Origin of the sequence: Amaricoccus tamworthensis (assembly GCF_049800875.1) — a bacterium.
GTDB classification, from domain to species: Bacteria; Pseudomonadota; Alphaproteobacteria; order Rhodobacterales; family Rhodobacteraceae; genus Amaricoccus; species Amaricoccus tamworthensis.
In genome coordinates, this window is record NZ_JBNAFV010000017.1 from 56,509 (window position 1) to 69,371 (window position 12,863).

General features: G+C 60.0%; 15 protein-coding genes. 7 read left to right on the plus strand and 8 right to left on the minus strand.

Annotated features, from left to right (window positions below):
- The first annotated feature begins 2 nt into the window (after positions 1–2).
- On the plus strand, positions 3–1,028 hold the full coding sequence (queG, locus tag ACP15P_RS19510) for a tRNA epoxyqueuosine(34) reductase QueG (protein ID WP_424930153.1): 1,026 nt from the start codon (positions 3–5) through the stop codon (positions 1,026–1,028).
- Here the strand turns inward: queG and ACP15P_RS19515 are convergent.
- Entirely contained in the window at positions 1,021–1,743 is a 723-nt protein-coding gene (locus ACP15P_RS19515) for a tetratricopeptide repeat protein (RefSeq protein WP_424930154.1), read from the minus strand. The two genes, queG and ACP15P_RS19515, sit on opposite strands and share 8 nt — an antisense overlap.
- Positions 1,744–1,794: 51 nt before the next feature.
- On the opposite strand from ACP15P_RS19515, the gene ACP15P_RS19520 reads away from it, so the two are divergent.
- From ACP15P_RS19520 to ACP15P_RS19530, 3 genes are all read left to right on the plus strand, one after another.
- Entirely contained in the window at positions 1,795–2,628 is an 834-nt protein-coding gene (locus ACP15P_RS19520; protein WP_424930155.1) for an SDR family oxidoreductase, read from the plus strand.
- A 135-nt stretch (positions 2,629–2,763) separates the two neighbouring features.
- Positions 2,764–4,944, plus strand: a complete 2,181-nt coding sequence (locus ACP15P_RS19525) for a YjbH domain-containing protein (RefSeq protein WP_424930156.1) — start codon at positions 2,764–2,766, stop codon at positions 4,942–4,944.
- A complete protein-coding gene (locus ACP15P_RS19530) occupies positions 4,941–5,633 on the plus strand; it encodes a YjbF family lipoprotein (RefSeq protein WP_424930157.1) in 693 nt (230 codons plus the stop codon). Before ACP15P_RS19525 ends, ACP15P_RS19530 begins: the two co-directional genes overlap by 4 nt.
- A gap of 174 nt (positions 5,634–5,807) precedes the next feature.
- On the opposite strand, the gene ACP15P_RS19535 is transcribed toward ACP15P_RS19530, so the two are convergent.
- Both ACP15P_RS19535 and ACP15P_RS19540 read right to left on the minus strand, forming a co-directional pair.
- Complete coding sequence (locus ACP15P_RS19535; RefSeq protein ID WP_424930158.1) at positions 5,808–6,035, minus strand: hypothetical protein; 228 nt, start codon at positions 6,033–6,035, stop codon at positions 5,808–5,810.
- A gap of 145 nt (positions 6,036–6,180) precedes the next feature.
- The gene (locus ACP15P_RS19540) at positions 6,181–6,777 is read right to left on the minus strand and encodes a L,D-transpeptidase (protein WP_424930159.1); all 597 of its coding nucleotides are present in this window, start codon (positions 6,775–6,777) and stop codon (positions 6,181–6,183) included.
- A gap of 303 nt (positions 6,778–7,080) precedes the next feature.
- On the opposite strand from ACP15P_RS19540, the gene ACP15P_RS19545 reads away from it, so the two are divergent.
- Positions 7,081–7,563, plus strand: a complete 483-nt coding sequence (locus tag ACP15P_RS19545; RefSeq protein WP_424930160.1) for a CAP domain-containing protein — start codon at positions 7,081–7,083, stop codon at positions 7,561–7,563.
- Between the two features lie 12 nt (positions 7,564–7,575).
- On the opposite strand, the gene ACP15P_RS19550 is transcribed toward ACP15P_RS19545, so the two are convergent.
- On the minus strand, positions 7,576–8,175 hold the full coding sequence (locus tag ACP15P_RS19550) for a L,D-transpeptidase family protein (RefSeq protein ID WP_424930161.1): 600 nt from the start codon (positions 8,173–8,175) through the stop codon (positions 7,576–7,578).
- A gap of 117 nt (positions 8,176–8,292) precedes the next feature.
- Positions 8,293–8,886: a LysE family translocator gene (locus ACP15P_RS19555; protein ID WP_424930162.1), complete on the minus strand. Its 594-nt coding sequence runs from the start codon at positions 8,884–8,886 to the stop codon at positions 8,293–8,295.
- Positions 8,887–8,966: 80 nt separating this feature from the next.
- Here ACP15P_RS19555 and ACP15P_RS19560 point away from each other — a divergent pair, with 80 nt between their 5' ends.
- On the plus strand, positions 8,967–9,410 hold the full coding sequence (locus ACP15P_RS19560) for an Lrp/AsnC family transcriptional regulator (protein WP_424930163.1): 444 nt from the start codon (positions 8,967–8,969) through the stop codon (positions 9,408–9,410).
- Here ACP15P_RS19560 and ACP15P_RS19565 read toward each other — a convergent pair.
- The 3 genes from ACP15P_RS19565 to ACP15P_RS19575 form a co-directional block, all read right to left on the minus strand.
- Positions 9,407–9,805 carry a nuclear transport factor 2 family protein gene (locus tag ACP15P_RS19565; RefSeq protein WP_424930164.1) on the minus strand — a complete coding sequence of 133 codons (399 nt, stop codon included), beginning with the start codon at positions 9,803–9,805 and terminating at the stop codon, positions 9,407–9,409. The genes ACP15P_RS19560 and ACP15P_RS19565 overlap by 4 nt on opposite strands.
- Complete coding sequence (gene rlmN, locus ACP15P_RS19570; protein ID WP_424930165.1) at positions 9,802–10,968, minus strand: dual-specificity RNA methyltransferase RlmN; 1,167 nt, start codon at positions 10,966–10,968, stop codon at positions 9,802–9,804. The genes ACP15P_RS19565 and rlmN overlap by 4 nt, the downstream gene beginning before the upstream one ends.
- Before the next feature lie 129 nt (positions 10,969–11,097).
- Positions 11,098–11,628: an invasion associated locus B family protein gene (locus ACP15P_RS19575; protein WP_424930166.1), complete on the minus strand. Its 531-nt coding sequence runs from the start codon at positions 11,626–11,628 to the stop codon at positions 11,098–11,100.
- A gap of 211 nt (positions 11,629–11,839) precedes the next feature.
- On the opposite strand from ACP15P_RS19575, the gene ACP15P_RS19580 reads away from it, so the two are divergent.
- Positions 11,840–12,847, plus strand: a complete 1,008-nt coding sequence (locus ACP15P_RS19580) for an asparaginase (RefSeq protein ID WP_424930167.1) — start codon at positions 11,840–11,842, stop codon at positions 12,845–12,847.
- Positions 12,848–12,863: the final 16 nt, after the last annotated feature.

Below are 12,863 nucleotides of genomic sequence, written 5' to 3' on the forward strand. Positions count from 1 at the left end.
ACGTGATTGACAGCGCGGGAGTAAAGGAAAAGGCTCTCGCGGAAGGTTTCACTGCTGCGGGCATATGTCGGCCAGATGCCACGCCCCATGCGGCAAAAAGCCTTCAGGGTTTTGTCGATGCCGGCTGGCACGGCCAGATGAAATGGCTCGAGGAGCGCATGCACTGGCGCGGTGACCCGACGGCCCTTTGGCCAGAAGCTCGCTCCGTTGTCATGCTGGCAGAGGCCTACACCCCGCCATTCGACCCGCTCGAGCTGCTTGAGCGACCCGAATGCGGCTCGATCAGCGTCTACGCCCGCAATCGCGACTACCATGACATCGTCAAAAAACGCCTCAAACGGTTTGGCCGCTGGCTCGTGTCCGAGACCGGGGCTGAAATCAAGGTCTTCGTCGACACTGCCCCGGTTATGGAAAAACCCTTGGGACAGGCCGCAGGCCTTGGCTGGCAGGGAAAGCATACAAACCTTGTGGGTCGCGGTCTCGGCAACTGGTTCTTCCTCGGTTCGGTTTTCACCACGCTCGAACTTGAACCCGATGTTGGAGAGACGGATCACTGTGGCAACTGCCGCGCCTGTCTCGACATCTGCCCGACCCGCGCCTTCGACGCGCCTTATCGCCTCGACGCGCGTAAATGCATCTCCTACCTCACCATCGAGCATCACGGCCCGGTCGACGAGGACCTGCGCCCGCTGCTCGGCAACCGCATCTATGGCTGTGACGATTGCCTCGCCATCTGTCCGTGGAACAAGTTTGCGCGGGAGGCCAGCGAGATCGGCTACCGCGCCCGCGCCGAACAGATGGCACCCCGCCTTGGCGAACTCGCAGCCCTCGACGACGCGGGTTTCCGCGAGGTCTTTTCCGGCTCGCCGATCAAACGCATTGGAAGAAACCGGTTTGTCCGTAACGTTCTCTACGCCATCGGAAATTCCGGTGATCCGACACTTCTGGACACCGCACGTTCATTGACGGCCGACGAAGACCCGACCGTTGCCGATGCCGCCCGCTGGGCCGTCGAAACTCTTACCTGATCGCGTCCATGTTGCGCCGGGCCGCCTCCGCCAGTTCGTGCTCCGGGTGCAGCGTCACGAACCGCTCCCATGTGTCCGTCGCCTCGGCAAACATTCCCAGTTCCGCCTGGGCCGCCCCCAGTTCGAACATCGCGAGAGGCGAATAGGGCGCGGTCTCCGCCGCCTCACTGGCGGCTTCCAAAGCTCCTGTCGGGTTCCCGTTCTGCCGCTCTGCCGCCGCGAGAAGGGCCAAAGCCGTCACGTCACCGGGATAGGTGGCTGCATGGGTGTTTAAAACCGAAACCGTCCGCTCCCAGTCCCCGTTGGCTGCATAAACCCGCGCGGCCAGCACCCCGTCTACAGGCTGATCCGGTGTCAGATCCCGCGACCTCGTCCATGAGGCCAGCGCCAGGTCCGGCTGCCCCGCGTCCAGCCAAAGCCGCGCACCGTCCGCAAATAATGTCGCACGTAAAGACACATCCAAAGCCCGGTTCGGGTTCTCCGCCATGCCTGTCAAAAGCCTGGCCGCCGTGGCATACGCCCCCAGCTTCTCAAGCGCCGCCGCCTCGCAGAGCCGGGCTGGAACGCCGCCACCTGAATGATACCAGACAGCCGCATCCTCCCGCGCAATCCCGGGACTGGCATCGATGGCCGCGCCACATTCCTCAATGCTGGTGATTTCCGCAGCAGCCACGCCACCCCAAAGCAACAGGACGACCGGAAAAGCCCTTCGCATGCCTCTTCGCAATCCGTATGGTGCGCGTTCCATCAATACGAGGTTCTCCATATGTCGAAATCGTCCCTGCTGTGTCTTGGCTATGGATATTCGGCCGCCGCACTGGCCGCAATCATTGGCGATGACGTTTCGGTGACGGGAACCACCCGGAGCAAACCGGGCGATGCGACATTCAACCGTATCGACTGGGCTGACCGGGCTGCCGTCGACCAGGCCATCAATGAGGCGACCCACATCCTGATCACCGCGCCACCGAATGCGGAGGGGGACCCGATCCTGCTACGGCATCATGAGGCCCTGCTGACCGCCTCGCCGGCATGGGTTGGCTATCTTTCCACGACGGGCGTCTATGGCGACCGCTCCGGCGACTGGGTGGATGAGGACAGCGCGCTTGCGCCGGTTGGTGAGCGGGGCCGAAGGCGTGTGGATGCGGAACGCGCGTGGCGGGAAACCGGTCTGCCGCTGTCAATCTTTCGCCTCCCCGGCATTTACGGTCCTGGCCGCAGCGCCCTCGACCGCCTTCGCGCGGGCAAGGCACGACGCGTGGTGCGGGAGGGCCAAATATTCAGCCGCATCCATGTGGACGATCTCGCGCAGGTTTTGCGCGCGGAAATGTTTTCGGGGGGGGGTCCAGGTGTCTATAATGTGGCCGACGACGAACCCGCCCCGCCACAGGACGTGATCGCTTTTGGAGCGGACCTGCTGGGCATTGAGCCGCCACCCGAAATTCCTTTCGAATCCGCCGATCTTTCGCCCATGGCGCGGTCTTTCTATGGGGAATCCAAGCGTGTCTGCAACCGGCGGATCCAGGAGGATCTTGGCGTGGAGCTGAAATATCCCAACTTCCGGGTCGGCCTTCGGGCCATTCTGGAAGCCGGATATTGAGGGTCTGACGCAACAATTCGCGCAAATCCGGGCCAATTCGCCAACAAGGCTGGAAACTTGCGGCAAAATCGGTCAGAAATTTCGCAACAACGAAGAGCGGTGCACCGGAAACCGGTGAAAACAAAGGCGGGTGGCATGTTGAGGAAAAACCTGCGCGCGGGAGTGGCGGTTACGGCACTGGCGACGCTGGGCGTGTGGGGCAACGGTGCCGTTGCGACGGCCCAGCAGACACCCATGCCAAGACCCAGCCTCAACCTCTATGGCGGTACCGGTCTCATCGACATGCCGGGTGCGCAGCCGCAGCCTGACGGCCAGGTTTCCGCAGGCGTGTCCTATTTCGGCAATACCCTACGCCGCAATTTCAGCTTCCAGATCCTGCCCCGCGTATCCGGCAGCCTGCGCTACTCCACAATCTATGACTGGGGCCAGCAGGATAATCCAGGCTACGATCTGTTTGACCGCAGTTTTGACCTTCAGTTCCTTCTTCTCGAAGAAAACCGCAACAGCTGGCAGCCCGCCGTGGCCCTCGGCTTCCGCGACCTGCTCGGTACGGGGGTGTATTCCAGCGAGTATCTCGTCGGTACCAAAACCCTGCTCGATGATTTCACCCTGACCGGTGGTATCGGCTGGGGACGCCTGAGCGGCGTCGGCAACGTCAAAAACCCGTTTTGCAGTCTCTCCGACAGTTTCTGTGAAAGGGACAGGGATTTCGGCAATGGCGGCAAACCGGCTATCGACCAGTACTTCCACGGCGAAGACATGGGGTTCTTTGGGGGCGTTGAATGGCGCACGCCGGTGGAGAACCTGACATTCAAGGCGGAATATTCGTCGGATGCCTATGAGAGGGAACAGGCCGGTCCCGACAGCGAATTCGAACGCAATTCGCCTTTCAACTTTGGCCTCGAATATTCGCCGAACAGTGCCCTCACCATGGGTGCCTATTACATGTATGGCTCGACGGTCGGCGTAAACGTTTCGCTTTCCGCGAACCCCAAGGAGCCACCGGTCCCCCAGAACCTTGGGGCCGGTCCGATGCCGGTCAACAGCAGGCCGGAGCATTACAGTCGTGACGGGAGCTGGGTGAACAATCCCGCCGCTCGTGAAACGCTGATCCAGGCGATCCGCGATGCGCTTCGCACCGACTACATTGTCGTTGACGAGATTCGTCTGAAGGCCGATGCGGTGGATATTTTCATCATCAACCAGCGCATCAACCAGGCCCCGAAAGCCATTGGACGCACCGCACGGGTGCTGGCCGTGGGCATGCCCTATTCGATTGAGACCTTCCGCATCACAACGGTCGAGGACGGTCTGCCGACCACGACCGTTGAAATCGCCCGCAGCGACATTGAGGATCTGGTCGATCAGCCAGATGCCGGTGAGGAAAGCTGGCAGGCCGTATCGCTTACGGGTGCCGTCCCGTCCCTTGAAGGCGAAATCTGGCGGCGGGATGTATACCCGTTATACGATTGGGCCATCCTGCCGGTGCCGGTCATTCAGATCTTTGGCGGCAACGAGGGCTTCAAGCCGCAGCTCAGCCTGGAATTCCGTGGCTCCGTTAAACTGTCCCGCGGCCTGTCTTTCTCCGGCCGCATCCGGCAGCCTGTTCTTGGCGCGTTTGACGTCGACGAGGATGACATCGACGATCCCGAAAAGCGCGAACTGCCGCAGGTCCGCAGCAATTCCTCTAACTACTATGCGGGATACGATCCCAAACTGATGCGCCTGACCGGTGACTATCTGACCAAACTTGATCGCAACACCTACACACGGGCAACGGTTGGCTACATTGAGCGTCAGTTTGCCGGTCTGAGTGGTGAGGTGCTCTGGAAGCCGGTCGAGCAGGACTGGGGCGTCGGCATGGAGGTCAACTGGGTCAAGCAGCGTGATCCGGATGATTTCATGGGCTTCACCGACTACGATGTCGTAACCGGCCATGCGTCCCTCTACTGGAACACCGGTTACAAGGGGCTTGAGGCCCAGTTTGATGCCGGCCGCTATCTCGCCGGCGACTGGGGCGGCACCGTCTCCGTGTCCCGGCGTTTTGCCAATGGATGGGCGATCGGGGCATTTGCGACCAAAACCAATGTGTCCTCCGATGATTTCGGAGAGGGCAGCTTCGACAAGGGAGTCACGCTTGTTATCCCGCTCCGCTGGTCGACACCGTTTGAAACGCGCGAAGCCATCAGTGGCAGCCTGCGGTCGCTGTCCAGCGACGGTGGCGCTGTTCTGAACGTGGCCAACCGCATCTATCCCACAATCCGCGATCAGGACAGCTATCACTTGGAACGCAACTGGGGAGCATTCTGGCAATGATCGGAAGATTTGGCATTCTGCTCGCGGCATCCGCGCTCCTAACCGCCTGCGGCAGCGGCGGTACCGGTCCGGTCATCGGCGCCGTCATTGAGGAGGTCGGCGGCCTTTTGCCCGGCGATGAGCGCGTCCAGGAGCGCCGCAACCCGCCCAAGCCGATCACGCGCCAGGATATCGAAACGGCCAACGTGGCGGCGGTCTGGGCGCGCCTGACTTCCGATCCGTCCCCAACGCTGATGTATGCGGCGTCCGAGAACCGGGGGCAGGTGACCTATGTCTCCTCGTTCCAGCAGCAGATCACCCTGCGGGGCAGTTCTATTCGTGCAACCCGTGGTCTCGGCTGGGACCTTCTGGTGTCGTGGACCGACGGTGTCGATCCCGTTGCGAGCCCGACGCCGCCAGCGAACTGGCCCTCCGGCATAACCCGTCATTACGAGTTCCCTGCCGACAGCCCTCGCGGAACGATTATGAATTTTACATGTCGGTTTGAGGCGGGTGACGTAAGTGAAATCGTCATTCTCGAACGCCGCTACCGGGGTCTGGAAATCAGCGAATACTGCTCCGGTCCTGACGGCGAATTCGAGAACCTCCACTTCGTGGATACGTCCACCGGTTTCGTCTGGCGGAGCCTGCAATGGGTTGGGCCAAAGATGGACCTGATCGACCTTCAGATTCTTGAGCCGCTCGACTGACAGGGCAAATCCCTGCGGTGCGTTGTTCTGCTGAACCCCGCGATTACAGTGGGTTAGCAAAGTATATCCGCGGATATAATGAAAATTCAGGCCACAAAAAAAGGGTGATGCGAACCGCATCACCCCCCAAAATCCGCTGACCAAAGTCCCATGGGACGTTTGATCGCAGTGTTCTTATTCCTCGGTGGAATCGTCGTCGTCGTCGTCATCGTCGTTGGTGATTGCATAAGCAACAGCAGCCAGACCGATGGCCGGAATGAGCCATGCTGCGTTGGAACCACCCATGGGCTCCGGCTCTACAACTACAACCGGCTCCTCAGGAGCGTCGAATACGAGATTACCAGCGAATGCCGGTCCGGACAGCAGGAGCGCCGCTGCCGCAGTGGAAACAAGAAACTTCATTTTAGTCCTCCTAAGAGTGCGGGTCTGCGAATCTGGTAACCCCCCCGGACCTGCGATCGGTTGAGTTAATGCGATAAGCTTAATCAATTTTCCGAAGCGGTTTCAATCACTGATAGTACTGATTTCCATGAAACTTGCGGTGTTGTCATATAAGCAACACCGGCGTTCCGATGCTGGCCCGATCGTACACCTCGAGGATGTGTTCGTTGTACAGACCGATGCATCCATTCGATGACTGGCGACCGATTTTGCGGATGTCGTTGACCCCGTGAATCCTGTAGGCGGGCCAGCTCAGATTGAGGGCGCGAACACCAAGCGGATTGTCGGGACCCGGGCCGACGTAGCGCGGCAGATCCGGGTTGCGTTTAAGCATGTTTTCCGTGGGTCGCCATTCGGGATCGGGACGCTTGAGCGTGATCTCCGTACGGCCGCGCCGGGTCAGGGTGTCGTTGAGCGGTACGGCGGTCGGATAAACCCGGTAAAATCCGTCAGAACCCCAGTAATGCAGGACTCTGTCGCGCGTATCGCACAGAATGGCATCGTTGCTGATGCTGTCGAAATGGTCCTGCCAGTTGCGCATTTTGAGGCCTGAAATGCGCCGCAGCAGTGTCTGCTGATCCTGGGAATCGGGTACGTAGTCGTTGAGTGCCGTTTCCTCGGTTAAGGCCAGCGCAGGCGCTGCGGCGACACCCGCCAGACCGGTGAGGGCGGCGCGGGTAAAAGCACGTCTGTTGATCTTCATGTTTGCCTTTCTGCTCATCCGGAACCGGGTGCGTATCTGTCCTGGACCAGACCAGTAATATGACCCTGAAAGTCCGGCGGCAACTCACAGTTGAGACATTACAATTCAAACCAAATTGCCACAAAATGACTGCCTTGTGGAACTTTTCTGCCACGCGGACGTTATCAAGGCTTTTTTGAAATACTGGATGTCGAAACCGTGTCTTTCCCGTCACCCTGAACAATGCGAAAACCCGATTGGATTTGTAAGGTCTGCCAAACATGGTATTGGACCAAAACACAACTTTGACGGACGCATCCCCTCATGTTTCGTAGAACCCTCCTGCTTCTTTCCGTCCTCTTCGCCGCAGTTGCCTGCGACCAGAACGCATCGAGGTCCGGAGGAGGGATAAGCCCGGGTGACCGGGATGCGATCCGGCTTCGCCACGTGGATGCCGTAAATGCGATTCGCATTCAGGCGGGGCTGACGCCGGTGCAACTCTCGGCAGAGCTGAATGCTGCGGCGGAAACCCACGCGCGGGATATGGCGGTGCAGCAGAGGGCTTGGCATTTCGGGTCCGACATGACGAGCCCCCGAGAGCGGGCGTTCCGTGCCGGTTACCGGGGCGAGCTGGTCGGTGAGAATATTTCAGAAGGCGCGGATTCCGATCTGACTGTGCTCAAGACCTGGCTTGATTTCGCGGATACCCGGGCGGTGATCGTCGATCCGGCGGCCCGGGGTGTCGGGCTTGGCTGGTATGAGGAGGAGTCCGGCAAGACCTGGTGGGTGCAGGTGATCGGCCAGTAAAGGCCGACCTTTTCAACCCAGAATGGTTATCGGGATGCCGGTAGGCACCAGGGACCAGATTTCCTCAATTTCCTCGTTGGTCACGGCAATGCAGCCCGCGGTCCAGTCCCGCTTGCGACGGTCCTCGGGTTTGGTGGGTCCGCCGTGGATGAAAATGTCGCCGCCTGGATTCACGCCCATCGCCATGGCCCGTGCCACGTCCCGGCTGTTGGGGTAGCTGATTCCGAGGCTGAGATAAAACTCGCTGCGGGGATTCCGGCGGTCGATGTAGTAACGCCCCTCGGGGGTGCGACCGTCGCCGTAGCGGGTCTTGTGGCCCTGAGGGTCAAATCCAAGGTGGATGCGGTATTTTTTAAGCTCGGTCTCGCCATCCATAAGCGCCATGACGCGGTGACGTTTAGAGACGACCACATGGTTGGCGTAGGTTCTGATCTGATGCCGAAAGGGGCCACTATCCGGACCTGAGGCCGCAGCGGGCAGGGCACCTGCCGTCAGAAATCCCGCAGCAAGACCGAGGGCCCGCCTGCGATTGAGGTCCGCTCCGTTTTCGCAACCGGTAATGTCTGCCGGGTGTGTCCCACATCCCGTGTTCAACCAAGTTCTCCTGGTCATGGCCTGCTCTCACTGTATGTCTGGCATCCTTTTCGGATGTCCAATTATTCCTGCTACGATTGATATATCGCTAAACCGGTTCGGGATGAATACACTTTTTGAAAACCGGCGTGGCGATCAGGTCATCAGGATCGGATAGAGTGACATAACAAGAAGCACCGCCATTGTTCCGTTGAACAGCCGTAGTCGAAGGGGGTTGTTCAGCACGCGGCGGATCTGCTGGCCAATCAGGGTCCAGAGGCTGACGCTCGGGATCGCGACCAGTCCGAATATGAGCGCCACGGTGAGGACCGAGAGCAGATCATGGTCAGGGGTGTAGATGCTGATGGCGGTCATGCCCATCGCCCAGGCTTTGGGATTAACCCATTGAAAAAGCGCCGCCTGCATGAATGACAATGGTTTGGCCTCTGCCTCCGCCTTTTCCGGTGGGGCGCTGTTGGCGATCTTCCAGGCGAGCCAGCACATGTAGCCGGTGCCAAGCACCTTGAGGATTAAGTTGGTCACGGGCCAGGTTTCGAAGATCCCCATCAGGCCGACGCCCACCAGGGCGATCATCACCGCAAATCCGATGCCAATGCCCGCCATGTGTGGCACGCTGCGGCGAAAGCCAAAATTGGCGCCCGATGCCATGAGCATCAGGTTGTTGGGCCCGGGTGATACCGTCGCGACGAAGGCAAAAACGGTGAGGGCGATCATCAGTTCGTAGGTCATTTCGCAACAATGTACGAAAACGACCGCAATATGATTGTGTTCTGTTGATCTCAGGATCAAATTCACAATAAAACACGAATATGGATCAGATTGACGAACATATATTGCGCGTTCTGACCGCAGACGGGAGAATCAGCAACGTGGACCTGGCTGACCGGGTCGGGCTGTCACCCTCCGCCTGTCTGCGCCGGGTTCAGGACCTCGAGCGGCGTGGCGTCATCACCGGTTACCGAGCAACGGTGAACAGAGAGGTGCTGGGGCGGGGATTTGCGGCCTATGTGACCGTTGGTCTCAGCAACCACACAAAGGCCTCCCAGGATGCTTTTGAGCGGTCCATCGCGGTCGCGCCGCAGGTGGTGGAGTGTCACAACATTACAGGCACGGTGGAGTATCTTCTGCGAATCGAGGCCGCGGACCTGGCAGCCTACAAGCATTTCCATACGGACATTCTGGGGACTCTGCCCCAGGTGAATGCCATTACATCCTATATTGTCATGGGGTCGCCGAAGGACGAGCGGGCCTAGGCCCAGAACGCATCGTAGGCGTAAAGGTCGACCGGAACCGTGCGTCCCTCAATGATGCGACCATCGTCGTCGAACCGGTACTGGTAGATTTGGGGCTGGTCCAGAACGCGACCCTCCCGCTCAGCCTGGACACGGGTGACCAGAACCACGGTGCTGTCATTCACCAGGGTTTCCTCGATTTGGATGCGAACGGTATCGTTGCTAAGCCGCTTGATAATTTCAATCAGTCCGGCAAAGGCGGCGATGCCGTGATGCTCCCCGGCAATCGGGCTGTTTCCGGCGATCCGGTATACGACGTCAGGTGAAATGAAGGCCGTTGCCGCGGCTATGTCGTTGCGGTTGAAGGCCTCCACGGCCTTCTGAATCGCGATCAGGTTCGGATGGAGTTCGCTCAACCGGCCGATCCGGCCTGCATGCGCGGGTTTTTACGGGCACGTTCGGTAGCTGATTTCAGCTGGCCGCAGGCAGCCATGATGTCCTCACCGCGTGGACGCCGAATGGGGCTGGAATAACCCGCTTTGTTGACGATGTTGGCGAATGCTTCAATCCGCTCCGGGTCCGAGCGTTCGTAGGGGGCGCCGGGCCAGGGATTGAACGGGATCAGGTTGATCTTGGCAGGTATCCCGGAAATCAGCTTTACCAGCCGCCGTGCATCGGCGTCCGTGTCGTTCACATCCTTGAGCATCACGTATTCAAACGTGATCCGCTCGGCATTCGACAGGCGCGGATAGGCGCGGCAGGAATCGAGCAGTTCTTCGATGTTGTATTTTTTGTTTATCGGCACGAGGCGGTTGCGCACCTCGTCCGTGGTTGCGTGAAATGAGATCGCGAGCAGGCAGTTGATCTCCTCACCCACACGCGCGATCTCCGGCACGATACCGGAGGTCGACAGGGTGATGCGCCGACGCGACAGGGCAATTCCCTCCCCATCCATGGCAATCAGCATGGCGTCGCGGACATTGTCGGTGTTATAGAGCGGTTCGCCCATGCCCATCAGAACGATGTTGGACACGAGGCGTTTTTCATCCGGTTTGCGATTCCAGTCCTCAAGGTCGTCGCGGGCCACGAGAATCTGGCCAACGATTTCAGCGGGTGTCAGGTTGCGCACCAGCCGCTGCGTACCGGTGTGGCAGAAGGAGCAGGTGAGGGTGCAGCCCACCTGAGAGGAGATGCAGAGCGTGCCGCGGTCCGCTTCCGGGATATAGACGGTTTCGATCTCATGCCCGCCCGCAATTCGCAGCAGGTATTTGCGGGTGCCATCCTCTGACACCTGGCGCGTCACGATTTCCGGTCGGGTAATGGAAAACCGCTCGGCAAGCATGTCGCGATAGGGCCGCGCCAGGTTCGTCATCAGCGCAAAATCCTGAATGCCCTTGTGGTAGATCCACTGCCAGATCTGACCGACACGCATTTTGGCCTGCTTCTGAGGCGTTCCAGCCTCGATCAGGGCGTCGCGCAGCTGTTCCCGGGTGAGACCCACAATATTGGGAAGCCCCTCCTCCGTGTCCCGGCGGGGAATGGTCAGAAGATCCTGGGTGATGGGTGCGGTCGCGCTCACGATGATATCCTGGGTTCCGGTCATGCCGCAGTGCGGCGATTCCGCGCCTGATATCACATTTTGCGAAAATAACCAGTCCGGGTGCCGGTGGCTGCCCCTTGATGGATCAGCCCCGGCGGTTCGCTGCGGTTACTTGCAGCGCGCCTCGGCATCGGTGACAGCGGCGGTGAAGCCGATCAGCGAAAAGTCGTCAATCGTAGTGGTGCCGCGGGTGGAGACGCCGGTAACCGTGGCGGTCGCTCCGGCGCGCAGGGCAGCCACGGCGCTCGCGTCGTCGCTCACGGATGTCCACGCCCATTCGGCGCCCGCGCCGGTTCCAGGGCTCATGTTGAAGGTACGGCCACCGATTTCGAGTTTGACCGCCTGACCGGACTTGAACGGGTATCCGCCGGTGAAGCTGATCTCGTTGGCGATGTTCTCGTTCGGGCGGAAGGATACGAACAGGCGAATATCACCGCGACGCACATCAACGGTGCTGCCGCCACGCCGCGCGACGGATTTCGTCGGCTGCGATACGATGTAGCATTCCTTGGGATCACCTGCGACAACAACTGCCCAGTCGGAGTGGGTGGCAACGGTTTCGGTGGTCTGGGCCAGAACCGGAGTGCTAAGCGATATGGCGAGAGCCATTGCGACCGGCCTGATTGCATTGCGCATCATCTTAAACTGTCTCCTGCTCGTTCACCTGCTGTTTCCCGACTGTCTCTTGGTGACGTTGCCTGCGGTACAGCTTGTTTTTGGCGATAACATACAATTTAGTCTACCTCATTAAATGGGGCATATGCCAGTTCTTTGACGGTGGTTCAACCAGCCGTTACACCAATGCGTGTTAACCATTTAACAAATGTAAATGCTGCCGGAGGGAACACGCATGAGCGACGCGGAAGTGCTGGTCGAAATACGCCGGGGAGACATTGTCGAGTGTCTTCACCGGGGGCATGCGGTCGTCTGCGATGCCTCCGGCAACATCCGTGCCGCCTGGGGTAATCCCGATCAGGTCATCCTGCCCCGCTCGTCCTGCAAGATGCTTCAGGCTCTGCCACTGGTAGAGAGCGGTGCTGCGGAAAACCTGCCCTCCAGCCGTCTTGCGCTTGCCTGTGCGTCCCACGAGGGCGGCGAAGCGCATGTGTCAGGGGTGTCGGCCTGGCTGGCGGAGCAGGGACACACGCAGGATGACCTTCTTTGCGGTGCGCAGGTGCCATGGGACCGGACCGAGCGGCACCGGTTGCGGGCCGCCAATGAGAAACCGTGCAACCTGCACAATAACTGCTCCGGGAAACACGCCGGGTTTGTCATGTTGAACGACCATCTGCGCGGTTCCCCGGAATATATCGAGGTCGACCATCCCGTTCAAAAAGCCGTGAGGGCCGGGTTTGAGGAGATGACCGGAGCCAACATCACCGGCTGGGGCGTCGACGGGTGTTCAGCACCAAATTTCGGCACGACCGTTCGCGGGCTTGCCCTCGCGATGGCGCGGATGGCCGATCCTGCCGGCCTGGGCCCGACGCGGGGTCGGGCGGCGGAGCGTCTGGTCGGTGCCATGTCTTCGCATCCGCACCTGGTTGCCGGGGAGGGCCGCGCCTGTACCGAGTTGATGGAGGCCGCGGCCGGTACGGTCGCGGTCAAGTTTGGTGCCGAGGCTCTCTTCACCGCTATTTTGCCAGCACAGAAAATCGGGGTCGCGATCAAAATTGAGGATGGAAGTACCCGTGGTGCGGAATGTGCGATTGCCGCCATTCTCGCGCGGCTCGGGGTGTTTGAGGCGGACATGCCTGCCGTGGCGAAACGGCTCAACCCGCCCATTTTGAGCCGTTCCGGGATCAATGCCGGGGAAATCCGCCCTCATGCGGATTTCTGGGCCGGTGGCGCCCCAATCTGAACGGGGGCGGGGGCGG

Excerpts from the sequence above, each read along its gene's own strand:
- ACP15P_RS19515 (WP_424930154.1), bottom strand. The coding sequence starts at position 1,743 with ATGCGAAGGGCTTTTCCGGTCGTCCTGTTGCTTTGGGGTGGCGTGGCT.
- ACP15P_RS19520 (WP_424930155.1), top strand. The coding sequence starts at position 1,795 with ATGTCGAAATCGTCCCTGCTGTGTCTTGGCTATGGATATTCGGCCGCC.
- ACP15P_RS19525 (WP_424930156.1), top strand. The coding sequence starts at position 2,764 with ATGTTGAGGAAAAACCTGCGCGCGGGAGTGGCGGTTACGGCACTGGCG.
- ACP15P_RS19530 (WP_424930157.1), top strand. The coding sequence starts at position 4,941 with ATGATCGGAAGATTTGGCATTCTGCTCGCGGCATCCGCGCTCCTAACC.
- ACP15P_RS19535 (WP_424930158.1), bottom strand. The coding sequence starts at position 6,035 with ATGAAGTTTCTTGTTTCCACTGCGGCAGCGGCGCTCCTGCTGTCCGGA.
- ACP15P_RS19540 (WP_424930159.1), bottom strand. The coding sequence starts at position 6,777 with ATGAAGATCAACAGACGTGCTTTTACCCGCGCCGCCCTCACCGGTCTG.
- ACP15P_RS19545 (WP_424930160.1), top strand. The coding sequence starts at position 7,081 with ATGTTTCGTAGAACCCTCCTGCTTCTTTCCGTCCTCTTCGCCGCAGTT.
- ACP15P_RS19550 (WP_424930161.1), bottom strand. The coding sequence starts at position 8,175 with ATGACCAGGAGAACTTGGTTGAACACGGGATGTGGGACACACCCGGCA.
- ACP15P_RS19555 (WP_424930162.1), bottom strand. The coding sequence starts at position 8,886 with ATGACCTACGAACTGATGATCGCCCTCACCGTTTTTGCCTTCGTCGCG.
- ACP15P_RS19560 (WP_424930163.1), top strand. The coding sequence starts at position 8,967 with ATGGATCAGATTGACGAACATATATTGCGCGTTCTGACCGCAGACGGG.
- ACP15P_RS19575 (WP_424930166.1), bottom strand. The coding sequence starts at position 11,628 with ATGATGCGCAATGCAATCAGGCCGGTCGCAATGGCTCTCGCCATATCG.
- ACP15P_RS19580 (WP_424930167.1), top strand. The coding sequence starts at position 11,840 with ATGAGCGACGCGGAAGTGCTGGTCGAAATACGCCGGGGAGACATTGTC.